General features: G+C 41.5%; 7 protein-coding genes and 2 tRNA genes. 4 read left to right on the top strand and 5 right to left on the bottom strand.

Translation table 11 applies throughout. The annotated features are described in order from the left end of the window. Positions 1–469: 469 nt before the first annotated feature. From ACHFIY_RS01695 to ACHFIY_RS01680, 4 genes are all read left to right on the top strand, one after another. On the top strand, positions 470–2,191 hold the full coding sequence (locus ACHFIY_RS01695) for a T9SS type A sorting domain-containing protein (RefSeq protein WP_410844310.1): 1,722 nt from the start codon (positions 470–472) through the stop codon (positions 2,189–2,191). A 159-nt stretch (positions 2,192–2,350) separates the two neighbouring features. Beyond that, complete coding sequence (locus ACHFIY_RS01690) at positions 2,351–7,861, top strand: heparinase II/III family protein (protein WP_410844309.1); 5,511 nt, start codon at positions 2,351–2,353, stop codon at positions 7,859–7,861. Positions 7,862–8,090: 229 nt separating this feature from the next. Then, a complete protein-coding gene (locus tag ACHFIY_RS01685) occupies positions 8,091–9,017 on the top strand; it encodes a ThuA domain-containing protein (protein ID WP_410844308.1) in 927 nt (308 codons plus the stop codon). Between the two features lie 103 nt (positions 9,018–9,120). Then, the gene (locus tag ACHFIY_RS01680) at positions 9,121–11,355 is read left to right on the top strand and encodes an Ig-like domain-containing protein (protein WP_410844307.1); all 2,235 of its coding nucleotides are present in this window, start codon (positions 9,121–9,123) and stop codon (positions 11,353–11,355) included. A gap of 224 nt (positions 11,356–11,579) precedes the next feature. Here the strand turns inward: ACHFIY_RS01680 and ACHFIY_RS01675 are convergent. From ACHFIY_RS01675 to ACHFIY_RS01655, 5 genes are all read right to left on the bottom strand, one after another. Continuing rightward, positions 11,580–11,669: transfer RNA gene (locus ACHFIY_RS01675), tRNA-Ser, on the bottom strand. Between the two features lie 44 nt (positions 11,670–11,713). Further along, positions 11,714–13,084: a trigger factor gene (gene tig, locus ACHFIY_RS01670; protein WP_410844306.1), complete on the bottom strand. Its 1,371-nt coding sequence runs from the start codon at positions 13,082–13,084 to the stop codon at positions 11,714–11,716. A gap of 85 nt (positions 13,085–13,169) precedes the next feature. Further along, positions 13,170–13,251, bottom strand: a tRNA-Leu gene (locus tag ACHFIY_RS01665). Positions 13,252–13,311: 60 nt separating this feature from the next. After that, on the bottom strand, positions 13,312–14,808 hold the full coding sequence (locus ACHFIY_RS01660; RefSeq protein ID WP_410844305.1) for an oligosaccharide flippase family protein: 1,497 nt from the start codon (positions 14,806–14,808) through the stop codon (positions 13,312–13,314). 142 nt (positions 14,809–14,950) lie between these two features. Beyond that, on the bottom strand, positions 14,951–16,018 hold the full coding sequence (locus ACHFIY_RS01655) for a cytochrome-c peroxidase (RefSeq protein WP_410844304.1): 1,068 nt from the start codon (positions 16,016–16,018) through the stop codon (positions 14,951–14,953). Between the last annotated feature and the right edge of the window lie 184 nt (positions 16,019–16,202).

The raw sequence follows: 16,202 nt of genomic DNA, 5'->3' as shown, positions 1-16,202 counted from the left end.
CGCAATGATGAATTGCATCCACACTCAAAAAAACACGAAAAAAGTACTCACTTTTCTGCGAAAAATAAGCATAAAATAAGCACAAAATAGGCACAAAATAGGCATAAAATAGGCATAAAATAAGCACAAAATACGCATGAAATAAGCACTCCTTAAAAACATAAAACACTGTATTTCAATGAGTTATGGTATATAAAACCCTCGAAACTAAATTTAGGCTGCCAAAAGCCAGCCAAAACAAGCGGCCGCCCCTTCAAAATGGGCTATAAGTTTTTGATTTGCACCTATCTATTTTGTATGAAATAATCGGTTGCGGTACACCAGCACCCCAAAAAAAAGAATTTGCCGAGGCTTATGGCTGAGCCTAGTTTTAATTTTTTTTCAACCAATGTAGTAGTTGGCATTAAAAAGAACGTTAGTTACTCATAGGCTTGCTTAAATTTTTTATCACCTAAATAAGAATAGCCGTATGAAATATGTTCTACTAAATTTCCTGTGTTTTGTTTTGTTTGTAAGTGTATTACATGCACAAGTGCCTTTCACAAAGGGCAATATTGTAGTATCCCGGGTATTAAATAAATATTCTAGTGCCTTCCCGGTGGTTTTAGATGAATATACCCCTGCTGGGCAATTAGTTCAAACCATTAACCTTCCCCGGTTTTCTACTAGCGGAATACCAGTAACCATTACAGGTACAGCAGCTACCGAGGGGCTTTTGAATAGGTCGGCAGATGGCCGTTACCTTACGTTGGTAGGCTATGCGGCAGATTCGGGAACTGCCAGTCCCACCAAAAACACAGCAGTTCCCCGTTCCATTGCCCGTATTGGTATAGACGGGGGCGTTGATGTTTCTACTACTTTCCCAGCTACTGCGCCCTTTAATGTTTCGCCACGATGCGTTGCTACCTCCGATGGCAGTGGTTTCTGGGCTGTGGGGGCATGGGGTGGCATTGGGTATGTGCCTTTTGGTAGCCAAAATGCGTTGCCCGCTATTGTTAATTATAAGGCACCGGTTTGTAACAGCGTAAACATATTCAGTGGGCAATTATACTTTTCTTCTTATTCGGTAAATTATATTGTTTTGGCTAGCGTAAACGGTACAGTGGTAACAGATACTGGCAAAACTAGTGTTACTAAGCCATTGTTGCCAACTACTGCACCTCCAGCAGGAAACACTGTTTCTAATATCAGTAATTTGTCCAACCTAAGCAGCAATGCACAGGGCGATACCATTACTGCAACGCTGCCTACACCTGAGCAGTTTTATTTATTCGACTTAAATGACACCATTCCAGGGTATGACGTGATGTATGTGGCAAATACGGCTTCTAGCCATCTTACTGGCAATGGATTGATTAAATTTTGTAAGCAAAGCAATGGCAAATGGGTTCAAACCAATGGATATGATTCAAGTGCAAGTTTATATCAAGGTGTTATTGGCACTGCAACTGGCCATACAATCAATTTGTTTGTAACAAGGGGTACTGTAAATGTAAAAGGCAGTTCGCAGGTTGTGCGGTTTACCGATACCACAGGCTGGGTAAACGACACCGTGCCAAGTTTTAGCAATCCATTTACCGCTGATTCTTTAGTAATAGCTACAGCCGGTACCAACCAGTCTTTCAGGGGGGTAGCTTTTGCGCCAGAAGCAGGTAGTTTGCCAGTTAAGCTTGTTTCTTTTGAGGGTATTGCGGCAAAAGGAACAAATACATTAACTTGGCAAACGGCAAATGAAGTAGACATAATATCGTACACGATAGAAAAGAGCAATGATGGGCAAGGTTTTGCGCCATTAGCTACTATTGATGCCTTAAACCATTCAAAAGCCCAGTATAGCTTTGTAGATGCAAACCCAGGAACCATCAATTATTACAGGCTTTTTACAAAAGAAAAAAATGGCATAGGCAATTACAGCAATGTAATTTCCCTAAAAAACAGCAATGAAAATAGTTTCTCCTTAAAATTATTCCCTACCCCTGCTAGGAGTATTGTAAGCTTGGCTTACACCCAGTTGCAGTCAAATGCAACATTGCGCATTGTTTCCCCTGTTGGCATTGTTGTTTATCAATCTGTTTTAAATAAGGGTACAATTGTTCATACAATTGACATAAGCAATATTAAAGCAGGTAGTTATATTTTACAATTGAGTTCTGGGGATAGGGTGGTAACAGAAAAAATAGTTAAGTTATAAGTAGTGCTTTGTAATATGGTATTTAAGCGTAAGTACTTAGCCAGTATTAACTTAATTTAGTATTCATACTTAAATATGATCCTATGCAGAGCAGTATAAAATGGTGTATTCACTTCCCTAAAGTTTTAAACTTTCGGGAAGTTTAAATGTGTTTGCTATATGAAAAAAATGATAAGGGTAGTACAAAAAAGCTTCATGCTATTGTTGTTGATGGCAATAATTATCGGCAAAAGCAATGAAGTTAAGGCACAGGCCACGCCAGCAAACGGGCCAATATCCGATGCAACACTATTTACGGCATTGAATGTAAACTACCCAGGCATGGGTGCTGTAAAGTCTGCTGTTAATGCAGGCAATTATGCTTTGGCTAAGCAGGCTTATTTGGCTTATAGAAGAACCTACCCTACTAAATGGATTTCACTTGGTGCAAACCTTCCTGCCGATACAAGCACTGCCGTTGATTCTAATGCCGCAAGGATTGCTCGCAACTGGCTGGGGGGCAACCAACAAGGGTTCATTCCGCCTAACTACGATTTTGGCCCAAAAGTTATCAATATCAATTGGGCGTATAGCCCCCTCCCAAAGTCAGACCCCAACTACGACCCCAACTTTAGTGCAGGTATGTCACGGTTTCAATTCTGGCGTTCATTGAGTAATGGTTATTATAAAACTAGAAATGAGGCATATGCACGTGCTTGGGTAAATCAAATGTGCGATTGGGTAAGTAAAAACCCTACCGATCTAACCACTAATATTGAATATTCTGTTACACAAAATAGCATTGCCTTAGGAGTGAGGCTGCAAGATACCTGGAACGATGCCTATTATCATTTCCTGCCTTCCATTTCTTTTGTGGACACCGCACACACTACTTATGCAAAAGGTATGCTTGCACAATGTTGGCGTGCAAACTGGGGCGTAAATAATTTTTATAATAGTGGTGTGGCACCAAGCAATCACGAAATATTGGAAGCTTGTGGATTAGCAGTGGCGTCTATGGTTTTTCCTGAATTTAGAGATGCTCCAACATGGAAAGCGGATGCTTTTAAGCTCTTGATGCGTTCTTTTGATGAAACGGTTTATCCAGATGGGGCAGAAAATGAGTTAACACCAGGCTATGCAAACTGGTGCAGGGATTTTTATATAAAGGTACTACAAATCTCCAGGCTAAATAATGACGCCCTGCCTGCTGGGTATGAAGACAAGCTGAAGAAAATGTATTGGTTCGATTTGTATGTGCAGCAACCAACGGGGCTAGTGCCACCAACAAATGATAATTCTGACAATGCTGGTGCTGGGTTAGATGCCGCTTCAACTACATGGGGCGACCCTGAGTTCCTATACTTTACCAGTGGCAGGACTAAGGGCAAAGCACCGGATACGCTTAGTTACCGTTTTCCTTGGGCTGGCTTTAACCTGATGCGTAGTGGATGGGAATTGAATGATAACTATTTATTCTTTAAAAATGGCCCCATTGGTTCATGGTGGCATGGGCATGAGGATGGCTTGTCCCTGTACCTCACTTGTTTCGGAAGCCCATTGTTGGTAGAAGCAGGTAGCTATATGTACAATACCTCTCAAATGAGGGCTTATGTGCAGGCTACTTCTGCGCACAATACCATTACAGTTGATGGCAAAGACCAGCACAGGGAAAATGATGACATTTTTGAAAACAAGGTTGTTTCCAAGCCCTCATCGCAGCCTTGGCTAACCAATCAGGTTGCTGATTACACTAGCGGCATTTACAACGACGGTTACCAACCCACTACCTATATCTCTGGCGTTGGCAGGAAATATACAGGAAGCAAAGATTTTTCAGTTACCCATAAAAGACATATTGTGTTCTTAAAACCCTACTATTATGTGGTAACAGATTTCTTGGAAGGCACTGGCACACATAAATATGATTGTTATTTCCAATTGAATGCGCCTGCCGCTAATATCGACAACAACACCAAAGCCGTAAAGACAATAAATGCTGGTGCAAACGCCCCACAACTACTCGTTTATCCTATTGAAACCAATGGCTTGGCAGTTAAAACAGCTACTGGGCAGAAAACCCCTGCCTATTTGGGTTGGATAGCCAGTACAAACACAGCAATACCCACAGTAGATTATAGCAAAACACAAGCTGCACCTGCTACTTTTGCCAATGTGCTTTATCCATACAATACAAATAACCAACCCTCGGTGAATACCACCCCAATTAACAATGCTGGCACTGGGATATGGGCTTGTAAAGGAACAACTCCTTATGAAAATTTTGCAATAACCATCCGTAGGTACGATAGCCTAAATGGACTAACTACCCTAACTACCCCTTTGGCCTTTACTGCAAATGTTGCCGTAAGTATTGTGCGCCAGCAAACAGGTTCTCAAGCTATAATGGCTACTTTTGATAGTCTTTCTGCATATGCCGACGCTGCAACAACTTTTACTTGTGATAATGGCAATTACATTGTTTACATCAATGCAGCCAATCAGTTTTACCTTTATAATGATGGAAATACAAGCAAAATAATTACTGTATCCAATCCTGTCTCAGAATCATTTACCATCGCAGCACACCAATGGATCCAAATTAGTGCTGCTGGCATTGCTTCCATTGCCTACCCAACGATAACCATCCTAACCCCTGCAAACAAGGTAGTGATGCTTCAAGGGGATACTACATTGATAACAACCAACATAGCAGATGGGGGCATCTCGGTTTCCAAAGTTGATTTCTATGATCTTCCAACAAAGATTGGTGGTGATACTGCTTCGCCCTATCAATATGTTTATACCGCAAGTACCATTGGCACCCATGCCATTACTGCAAAGCTCACCAACCAATTTGGCACAGTAGTTACTGCGCCATCCACAAAAGTTTCAGTAAACCTATTTGAAGCAGAAGATTTTACAAGTAACAATTCGGGAAATGTTGTTGTAGATTCTGCAAGAAGCGGGTTGGCTAAGGTAGCGGGCATCAATGCTGGTGGATGGTTGGAGTATAACCTCAATTTGAATAACGGCGGAAAGTACACTTTGGACATTAATTTATTGAATAGCATAGCTGGCAATACGTTTTCGGTTTCCATTGATGGTGTCGCCATTGCCAATGACGGCTCGCTGTTGGGGGCTGTCAATATCCCTGTTTCGGGTAGCTATCAAACCATTGCTATACCAAGTTTTGATATTGCAAGCGGTAGCCATAAGCTAAGGGTTACATTTAATAGTGGAATTGACGGGGTAGATTTCAATCAAATTACCTTTATAAACTACTATGCAATCCCAGGCTTGATACAAGCAGAAAACTATTTGAAGTCTGGCTCAAACAGTGCCATTTCGGGTCATTCCTTAATCAACCAAGCAGCCATACCTGAATCTGGTGGGGGTGGCGTAGCCATTGGCAACCTGGATAGTAACTGGGTACAATATGCCGTGGACGTAGCCAAGGCAGGCACCTATTCATTGCAGATGAATATTTCAGATAGGTATAGCAATAGTTACCCTGGTGGTAGCAAACGAATAGATGTGATGTTGGGAAATACCCTGTTGAAGTCGGTTACCATGCCTTCAAACACTTATTATTCTACCTCTTTAATTGGGTTTGCAACAGTAAATACTACAATAACTTTTCCTACTGTCGGCAAACAGGTCATTACGCTCAACCTTTATGGTGGTAGTACAAGTTTAGATTGGATGAATTTTGCACCAACAGGCATGGCCGCAACGATTACTTCACCTGCTAATAATTCAACGTACAATTCATTATCAAATGTTAACATCAGTGCAACTGCTACTGCAACAGGTGGTGGCATTAGCAAAGTAGAATTTTATAATGGAGAACAATTGCTTGCCACCGATAATGCTGGGCCCTATTCTTATAACTGGGCAAATATCCCTGCTGGCATATTCCGTGTTACAGCTAAGGCTTATGATGCCTTAGGCAATGGTTTTTATGCCGCCCCTATCACAATAGTTGGCAAAAATACAACGCCTAAGGTAAGCATCGCATCACCACAGCAATACACAACTTTTTTAAACGGCAGTTACTTTGACATTGCCGCAAATGCTACCGACACGGATGGTTCTGTTGCAAGTGTACAGTTTAATAATGGGGCTTCAAACATTGGCATAGCAACCGATTCACCCTATATATACCAATGGTACGGCTCGGCAACAGGCACTTACAATGTTGCTGCAATAGCAACGGATAATCTTGGTGCAACAACCACTAGCAAGCCAATTACCATAAGCGTAGGGCTATTTGAAGCAGAAAACTGGATCGCACAGCAAGGAACAGATACCATCAGCTTTGCAAGTGCCAGCAACGGCAAAGAGGTTTATAAAATTGATACTGCCAATAACTACTTGGATTATTTGGTGAATGTTGACAATAGCGGACAATTTCTGCTGGGCTTATATCTCACCAATGCAAACGATGGAAAATTCCTTAGTGTAGCTGTTGATGGTGTGCCAGTAAGTTTGGATGGAATAACGGCACAAAATATTTCATTGCCTATCTCCCAAGGTACCAATCCTGTATGGACTCCGCCTTTCGACATTCCTGCCGGTACCCATACCATAAGGATCAAATTTATTGGTGGGGTAGATGCTTTCGATTATATGAAAATACAAGCTATTAATTACCAAGAAGTACCTGGCATGATTAAGGCAGAGGATTGGACAATTAATGGCACCGATGTGCTGGTAGCACCAACATTAAAAGTGGCAGCCTATACCAATTTCAACAATATTACGGGTACTTCCGTAAGCGGGTTAGATCAAAACTGGGTTGAATATGCAGTAACAGTCGATACCCCTGGCATTTACAAAATAGACCTTACCTTGGCAAATAAGTACAGCACTACTTGGACAGGGCCTACAATATTGCCATATTCCGCTCCTGCCGTAGTTTACAAACGGGTTGATTTATTGCTTGATGGCAAATACCAGCAGTCCGTCCGGTTCCCAAGTTCAACGTATGACTCTACAAAAACAAAAATCGGCTTCAACGTTGTTTCTACTGATAGCTTCTATTTTCCAACACCCGGCAGGCATATATTGAAATTATATTTTTATGGCAATACCATCAATTACGATAGTATGAATCTTTCACTGTTGGTGTCCACATTGCCTGTGAAACTGGATAACTATACAGCCAAAAGCACTGATGGCAAGACGGTAAGGGTAGAATGGTCAACAACCCATGGCATCAACAGCGACTATTTTGTTGTCCAGCGGAGTTACGATGGAAGGGGCTTTGCACCAATTGGAAAAATATTGTCCCTTAGCAATGGTAATTTTGAAATGCATTATGACTTTATTGACAACAACCCCGTTCTAGGCAATAATTATTATCGGTTGGTTGAAGTGGGCAAAGACGGCAAGATGACTTATTACGATGTGAAATTGGTAGTAATCAAGGGAGATAATACCCCATTGGCTTTCAGCTTGTTCCCCAATCCGCTCCATCAATCACAATTAAGTATCCTATTGCCAATCTTGATAAACGGAAATGCCGATATTCAACTAGTCAATAACCAAGGTCAAATTGTTTATCACAAAACCATGAAGGTAAATGGGCAAGGGTTCTCATTAGTATTACCCCAAAGCCTCTCAACAGGTATTTATACTGTTAAAATAAACCGGTTTGCACCACAAAAATTATTCATTTCAAAATAACAGTAAGTAATACTTTTAAAATAACTTTCCCCATTTCCGAATAAGCTTTTTCATTTTATCAGCCTATTTGTACTGTTCTTTGTGTCCTTTAAGTGAAACGTTTTACCTTAAAAGGGATTCTCTTTGTGCTTCTTTGCGAAAATCTTTGTGTTCTTTGCGGTTAAATATTTTTTTAGAAATTAACCTTAATAGGGAAAGTTATTTCGGAAACGTTACTAATGCAGATAGTATGAAATATGGTTTTGCTTTTTTGTTGTTCAACCTAATATTATTTTCTGCTTGGGCATCGCACAAGCGAAAACCAATAAAAGTTTTAATTGTAGACGGATACAGTAACCACAATTGGCGGCAAACTACTACAGTTGTAAAGACAATACTGGAGGAGTCGAAACTATTTGAGGTTTCGGTAAGTACCGCGCCAGATAATGCGGGTGACTCGGTGCAATGGCAGCATTGGAACCCATCATTCAATGCGTATGATGTAGTTATCCAAAATACAAATAATGGGCAAAACAAGCAGCTTAGATGGCCAAGAAGGGTAGAGGAGGCATTACAGGATTATGTGCGTAATGGCGGTGGCTTGTACGTGCTGCACGCTGCCAATAACGCTTATACGGGGTGGTTGGCTTATGATACGATGATGGGGCTTGGCTGGCGTACGAAAGAAAATGGGTATGCAGTAAGAATTGATAGCAATGGTTCCATAATCAAATTGCCACCTAGTGCAGGGGGAAACACCACTCACGGCAAGCGCTTTACTGCAACTATCCATGTTTTGCAAAAAAGCCATCCTATCTGCAAGGGGTTTCCCGATAGTTGGCAAACGCCTTCCATGGAATTGTACAATGATGTTCGTGGACCATTTATCAACACTACCATTTTGTCCTACGCCACAGACTCTGTCAATAAACAAAATTACCCCGTTGAATGGGTAGTTAGTTATGGTAAAGGCAGGGTGTACAGCAGTAGCATGGGGCATTTGTGGAAGGATGAAGTATATCCGATTGCTTATAGGTGCATCGGTTTCCAAACAACATTGATAAGGGCAGCAGAGTGGCTTGCAACTGGAAAAGCGACCTATCCACTACCTAGGAATTTTCCCACCTCAATAAATGTAAGTGTTCGGGACGAATCTGATTTTCCGAAGAATAAGTAACTTGGCAGTAAAACACTAATTTCAGCATCATGTACTACTTCTGCTTTTTTTTTTCGTTCTAAAAGAAAGCATTTTATGTTCAAGGTGCTTGCAAGAAGGAAATATGAAAAATTTTATAGCGATTGCTTTTGTTTTGTTTGCTATTTCTACAAAGGCACAGGATGTTGCTACCAACCATACCCCCTACCCAAAAGACTATTACTTTGAATACTACGACCAAGGCTATTTTGTAGATACCGATAGGGATAAGCCCGTAAATGGCAAGGTTACAGGCGTGGATGAGGATCGCGATCATCTTTCCTATGCTTTAAAGGACAAGCCAATAAATGGCAATGTTTCTTTGAATGTGGACGGTTATTTTACATATACACCCAATATTGGTTTTATAGGCTTGGACTCTTTTTATGTAGCTGTAATAGATACCCGCGGAGCAATCAGCACAGCCATTGTACGTGCTTCTGTGGGTTATTCAGCCGCAGATTTTATGGAAATGTTCCAGCATAAATACAATGGGCAAATACCATCGCACCCTAGGCTTGTTTATACCGATAACGATTTTAGTCGCCTGCTTGTACAAAAAAACAGCGATGAATTTTTAAGCAAAACAATTAATAATATCATTGCTGCTGCAAATAAGCTGCTCAAAATAAATGCCGATAAGCCGCTTGATCCAAAGGTTTTATTGAGGGATGTGATACAGGATGAGAGTACAAACCTATCCCTTGCCTATAAGTTAACCGGTGATGCCCAGTATTTGAAACGCTTTGTTGAGATGGTAAATGTGGTATGCGACAGCGTTAAAACCCCATCTTGGGGTGTTGCTGCTGGCGGGGGCGAAATAAGCTTTGGGCAAATTTTAAATAGCTTTATATTGGCGTACGATTTTTTATATAATGATTTGCCTGTTGAAACAAGGACTAAGATAGAAATGGCCGTTATACGGAATTGTTATGCGCCTGCATACCAGCAAATGATAGAATCTAAAGGCATCTATGGGTCGTTCAATAATTATAATGGCATAGGGAGTTCTGGTTTTGCCTTCTCTGCAATGGCATTGTGCGATGCAGGTTTTGGAGGTAACAAGGATGCACAATTGATGGCTCAACAGGTGTTGGCAAAATGTGTGCGTACTATGCAGCGTGCAATGGTTTCGTTCATGCCCGATGGTGCATATTATGAAGGTCTAGGCTACGGGATGTGGCTGGTACGCAACCTTATTATGCCCATAATTGGGTTGCGCAATGTTTTTAATCTTTCCCTGCCTGACGAGCTAACATACGGTGCTTATTACAAAAGCCCTGATTGGTTCTTGGCAGCCCAAGGCGGGGCTGGGGAGTTTGGCAATGGCGAAGATGGCACCAGACGTGCGTATGCACCAACAGCCAAAATGAAAGGGTATGACGTGAGCTTGTTGCTGGCAAAGCTGGCCAATAAGCCCGAATATGCGTGGTTGTATTATAAACTGAATGAGAAAAAGGGGGGAGATTGGCAAACACTATTGTACTACGATAAAAATATCCATTTAAAAGCGGCAAATGAAAAGCCAGCCATAAAAGATGTTTGCTTCAAGAATTACGGGATGGCAATCCTGCATTCAGATTATGGAAATGAAAAGGAGAGTGCCATTAGTTTGTATAATGGAAGCAATATAGAATGGCACTTGGCATTGGAAGAAGGAACTGTGCAATTGAATGCTTTGGGCACGCAGTGGTTCGCGCATATAGGTGGCGACAATTATAGTATCCCCCACTATGGGCAGAAATCGAATGTGTACCGAAAAAGAGCCGAGGGAAGGAATACCTTGGTAATTAACCCTTTCAACGGACCCGACCAAGAATGGAGCAGGGGCAGGATAAACAGTTTTGGCAGCAACGATACCGCAGCTTTTGCCATTGCCAACATTACTAAGGCCTATGCCAAGAATGCAGTATCTGTAATTAGGGGCGTTATGCTATTCAATAACAAAAAAGAATTTTTGATTCAAGATGAGATAAAAACAAAGGGACGTGCGGAAATATATAGTTTCTTTCATACAGCACAAAGCGTGAAGTTAGATAAGGATAAACATTCAGCCATACTAACAGATAATAATGGCAACCGCTTGTATGTCGAATTACTATCGCCCCTAAACGCAGAACTATCAGTAATGGATGCAGTGTTGCTGCCAACTTCCCCCCATGTGGCAGGGCAAACACCTAATGATGGGTTCCGGAAACTAACCGTTCACTTAAACAATGTGGATAGTGCAAATATCACTTTGTGGGCAATGCCGCTTTTGCCAAACGAGAAATTGCCCACAAATAAGCCTTCCCTAGTTAGTTTGTCTGACTGGAGATAAAAGAGAAAAAAAATGGAAGGAAAAGAGTGTGTGATTCTAAGCGTTTTAACCTTGTTTATATTTAATTAAATTTCGCTTATAATGTATTCTTGAAACGTTAAGCAGGGTTTCTTGTATAAAATTGGCTTTTTATTTTTAAAAGCAATTGATTTGTCCCCTGCTATGCCCCCTAAAAACAAAACCACCTTGTAATTGCTTGAATTACAAAGTGGTGCAAAATCGGATGGCGGAGAGTAAGAGATTCGAACTCTTGATACAGTTTCCCGTATACACACTTTCCAGGCGTGCTCCTTCAACCACTCGGACAACTCTCCTTTTTTGCGGGCTGCAAATATAAGGCAGCAACGCAAACTAACTATTAATAATGATGGTGATGCAACTTAGAAACAAATGATTCCACATAGGTAATTTCTTCTGTGGCACTTACCTTGGTTTCTAAAGCGTCAAACAATTTATCTGCGGCAATGCGGTGGTAGCTATCTTCTACAAATTTCTTGTCTTTCAGCATCCTTTCGGCGTATTCCTCTATCCATTGCGTGTCGGCACCCATTGCTTGCACTTGGCCACCTAGGTATTGAAGCAACTGTGCTTTAGCAGCAGCCTTAATATCTTCTGGCAACACTTGTACCTTTTCTTCGCTTTGCAATTGCGTGCTAATCAAAGACCATTTCAATTGGCTGGCAAAAGTGGGGTAGGCTGCGGCAGCTTCTTCTTTCGTTTTTTGTTTTTCGTCCGATACTTCCAGCAAACGGGTTAGGAAAGCCTCGGGCAAATCAACCTGTACATTATCTATCAAATAATGATAAATCTGGTCGTGGATTTGCTTGCGGCTTTGCTCGGCAAAATAGGCTTGTATATCTTCTTTTACAGTTTCCCTAAACCCTTCTTCCGTTGTTATTTCCTTGCCGGGATAAGGTGCGTTGAAAAAAGCCTCGTCAAAAGCTGCATTTTCTACAAAGCTCACTTTGGTAATGGTCAACAAAAAAATCTTGGCAGTGCTAGCTTCATCAGCCTTGTCCAAACCAAGGTCGTCTAGCACGGCTTCTCTTTCTTTGTCTTCAAATGCCGTAGCTAAAGGGACGGTTACAATTTCGTTTACCGCTTTGCCTATCAACGTTTCCCTGAATGCAGGTGCAAAATGCTTTATTTTCAGGCTGGTTGCTTTTTCTATGCCACCTTCTATTTTTTCGCCGCTTTCGGTAGCTTCATCTAGGATTACGTTTAGTACTTCTTCTTCCGATGAAACAGCTTCAGGGTTTGTTACTGTGCCAAACTGGGCACGCAAGCGTTCTACTTCTTGTTTAACCATTTCGTCTGTAACCGTTACTACATAACGTGTTACTGGGATGTTTGCCGTATTGATGTCGATTTCTGGCTTCAAGCCAATCTCGAACCCAAATTCAAAATCGCCGTAGTGATTAACATCTAGTTGGTCTAGGTTGTTGTACAAAGGCAACGGCTGGGAAAAAACATTTAGTTTTTGTGTGCCAATAAAGCTATTTACCTGTACTTCAACCGCTTTTATAATTTCATCCGTCAACAATTTTTCGCCATACATTTTGCGCAGCAAACCAGCTGGCACCATGCCTTTCCTAAAACCTGGTATATTGGCGGTTTTTGCTTGTTTGTTCAAGCCATCTTCAAATGCTTTCTTGTAATCGCTTGGTATAACTTTAACTATCAGTTTGTCGTGCAGCAATCCGATATTCTCCCTAGTAACTATAGCCATAATGATAAATCCCTTTTAGCGGGCCGATTGTTTTAGAATTAAAAAAAAGCCCCCCATTTAGAAACAGGGGGCTTTTGTAAAAAAGTGCGGATGATAGGGGTCGAACCTACATGCCTCGCGGCGCTAGATCCTAAGTCTAGTGCGTCTGCCAATTTCGCCACATCCGCAATTCGGGCTGCAAATGTATGGAATAGAATGGAATAATGGGAAGGATAATAATTTTTTTTTTATTTTACCCATTTGCCTACAACGGGTAGTTTTTTAAACTCCTTGCGTTCTACCAAAAAAATAAACCAGCCATAGGCGTAAGTAAGCAATGCGGCCACCAAAAGCCCAAACCATGTATTGCCCCATAAAAACATGGCCCCTTTGTGTATGAAAAAAAGTGCCACCACTATTACTATATATGCCACTAGTTTTTTCCATGCGTAGGGTATGTAATACGCTTTTTGCCCCCACACAAAACTCATAATCATCATAGATCCGTAGCAGCAAAAAGTAGCCCATGCACAAGCCATATAGCTGAAATGTGGGATAAATAAAAAGTTGATAATGATGGTGATGGCGGTACCTACCAAAGTAATGTATGCGCCAGCCCTTGTTTTATTGCTTACCTTGTACCATATGCTTAGGTTATAATAAATACCCAGGAACATATTGGCCAACAGAAGGATAGGCACCACATCTAGCCCCACCCAATGCTTGCTGGCAATAAAATGTTTCCATATAGGTATGTATAAACTAACCACTAGAAACATCATAGAAATGACGATTACAAAAAATTTCATTACGCGGGCATATACTTTTTGGGGGTTGTCGCCTTCGGCTTGTTTGAAAAAGAAGGGTTCTGCCCCCATCCTGAATGCTTGAATAAACAAGGTGATGAGTATAGAAAGTTTATAACAGGCATTGTAAATGCCCCGTTGTTCATCAAAGTCATAGGTTATAGGCAGCCACCAGCCCAGCATCAACCTGTCAAATGTTTCGTTAATCATGCCCCCTAGGCCTGCCACCAGCATGGGCAGGGCATACAGCATCATTTCCTTCCACAAGGCAACATCGAATGCCCATTTCTCTGGCAGCATCCATTTGCTTAAAAAAAGCAAGGTAAATGCCGATTGCATAATATTGGCAATAAGGATATATTTTATAGGGCTGTCGGCCGGGTTGTAAACAAGGTTTAGCAGCGAATTTGGGTGAGCAGCAATAAACGTATTGCAATAGCTTAGGAAGAAGATAGTTGCCAGGATATTGATAACAATGCCTGCAATTTTGATGAACGCAAACAGCAATGGCCTTCCTTCGTTGCGCAAGCGTGCAAAAGGGATGGTTGACAAAGCGTCCAAAGCCATGATAATGATGCTAAGCTGGATTAATTGCGGAAATTCTTTTAACGAGGCAATACTAGCCAAAGCCGTTTGGCTATACCATGTGAGCGCAAACAACAAAACGGTACTGCACAGCATGGAAATGGTAATGGTGCTATTGATGCTTGCCACTCGTTCCTTCTTTTGTATGAAACGGAAATAGGCGGTTTCCATGCCATAAGTAAACAGGATATTGAAAAGGGGTATCATGGAGTAGATGGCCCCCATTTTGCCATAATCCTGCTTGGTTAAAACAGCAGTCAAATAAGGCGTAAGCAAATAGTTGATGAACCTTGCAGCGATGCTGCTAAGCCCATAATAAACCGTTTGCGACGCTAATTTTTTGATATTGCTCACTACTGAAAAAGTAAATTAAGCTGCTAAAGTAGCAAATGTGGGGTAGAGTTAGGCAAGGAGGCAAAGGGACAAGGAGGCAAAGAGGATTAAACCACTCTTTTTTAACTCCTTGCCCCCTTGCCTATTGCCTCCTTGCCTCCTCCTAATGTATATGCTGGAACAACGGTTTTTCATTCTCCATCGCTGGCTCGGCAAAGCGTTTGTCTCGTATAAAACTGGTATCGCTAAGGGTATATAAAAATGCTGTGAGCTGCCCTATTTCATAATTAGAGAGTGGTATGCTTTTCCGCAAAAGGCTATCGGTCGTTGGGCCTTGGCTTATTTTGCCCTTATAGTGCTGGAATACGTTCATCAGCCCAAAAAAACGGCCATCATGCCCATAAGGGGCGGTATAAACCACATTGCGCAGGCTGGGGACCCTGAATTTTAGCGAGTCTTCTTTTTTGCCTGTTACTTTCATGCGGCCAAAGTCTTTAAGGTATATATCCAATGGCAGGCCTATATTGCGATAAGTATAATCGGTAAACATCGGCTCGGCGTGGCAGCTTACACATTTAGTTTTAAAAATATCATAGCCCAATTGTTCAGGCAAAATAAACTTGTCTTCCCCCCGCATTACTTTGTCGTACTTGCTATTGCTGCTTACCAGCATCAGCATAAACTGTGTCAATGCTTTGGTAATCCGTTCTTTGTCAATCTTGGCATTGCCGAATGCTTTTGTAAACAATTTTTTATAGGCGGTGTCTTTTTTTAGTTTCCTTACAATGCTGTCTATGTTCTCGGCCATTTCGTTTGGCGCTGTAATGGGTACTATGGGCTGCTGGGCTAGGTGGGCAATGCTGCCATCGGCCATAAATTCTTTTTGCCAAGCTAGGTTAAACAATGCCGTGGCGTTGCGGGTAGTTTGCGTGTTATTGTAGCCATGGCTAAAACTATGATCGTAAGTGGCAAAAGCAGCAAACTGCTGGTGGCAGCTTCCACAGGCAAAATTGCCGTCCTTGCTCAGGCGGCCATCGTAAAAAAGTTTCTTGCCCAGTTCAAAGCCTTCTTGCGTAACAGGGTTTTTCTTAAAATCATTTATAGGCTGCGGCCACCCTTTAGGCACAATGAATGTAATAGGTGTGCCAATGATGGCTGCATCTTTTCGCACCCAGGAAATAACTGCCAGCATGAGCATGAACAGCGATAATATGGTGAGGGGGAGGCGCATGGAAGTGGGGGAGTTGTACGTTATAAGTTGTTCGTTTTATATGTTCGGGAGCATAAAAGTGAAAAACTTGTATACACTAGTAAATATTAACAAAAATAATCCTAAACAACAAAAGAATAGGTTTAAATTGCAAATTCAATAATGCTATAGGTATGGAGATATGAAATAAAGAAGGGTGCATTTC

It is taken from the genome of Parasediminibacterium schistidii, assembly GCF_046546515.1.
Classification (GTDB): Bacteria; Bacteroidota; Bacteroidia; order Chitinophagales; family Chitinophagaceae; genus Parasediminibacterium.
The sequence above is the reverse complement of the archived record's forward strand: the minus strand, read 5'-3'. Positions and strand labels throughout refer to the sequence as shown.

Excerpts from the sequence above, each read along its gene's own strand:
- ACHFIY_RS01695 (WP_410844310.1), top strand. The coding sequence starts at position 470 with ATGAAATATGTTCTACTAAATTTCCTGTGTTTTGTTTTGTTTGTAAGT.
- ACHFIY_RS01690 (WP_410844309.1), top strand. The coding sequence starts at position 2,351 with ATGAAAAAAATGATAAGGGTAGTACAAAAAAGCTTCATGCTATTGTTG.
- ACHFIY_RS01685 (WP_410844308.1), top strand. The coding sequence starts at position 8,091 with ATGAAATATGGTTTTGCTTTTTTGTTGTTCAACCTAATATTATTTTCT.
- ACHFIY_RS01680 (WP_410844307.1), top strand. The coding sequence starts at position 9,121 with ATGAAAAATTTTATAGCGATTGCTTTTGTTTTGTTTGCTATTTCTACA.
- tig (WP_410844306.1), bottom strand. The coding sequence starts at position 13,084 with ATGGCTATAGTTACTAGGGAGAATATCGGATTGCTGCACGACAAACTG.
- ACHFIY_RS01655 (WP_410844304.1), bottom strand. The coding sequence starts at position 16,018 with ATGCGCCTCCCCCTCACCATATTATCGCTGTTCATGCTCATGCTGGCA.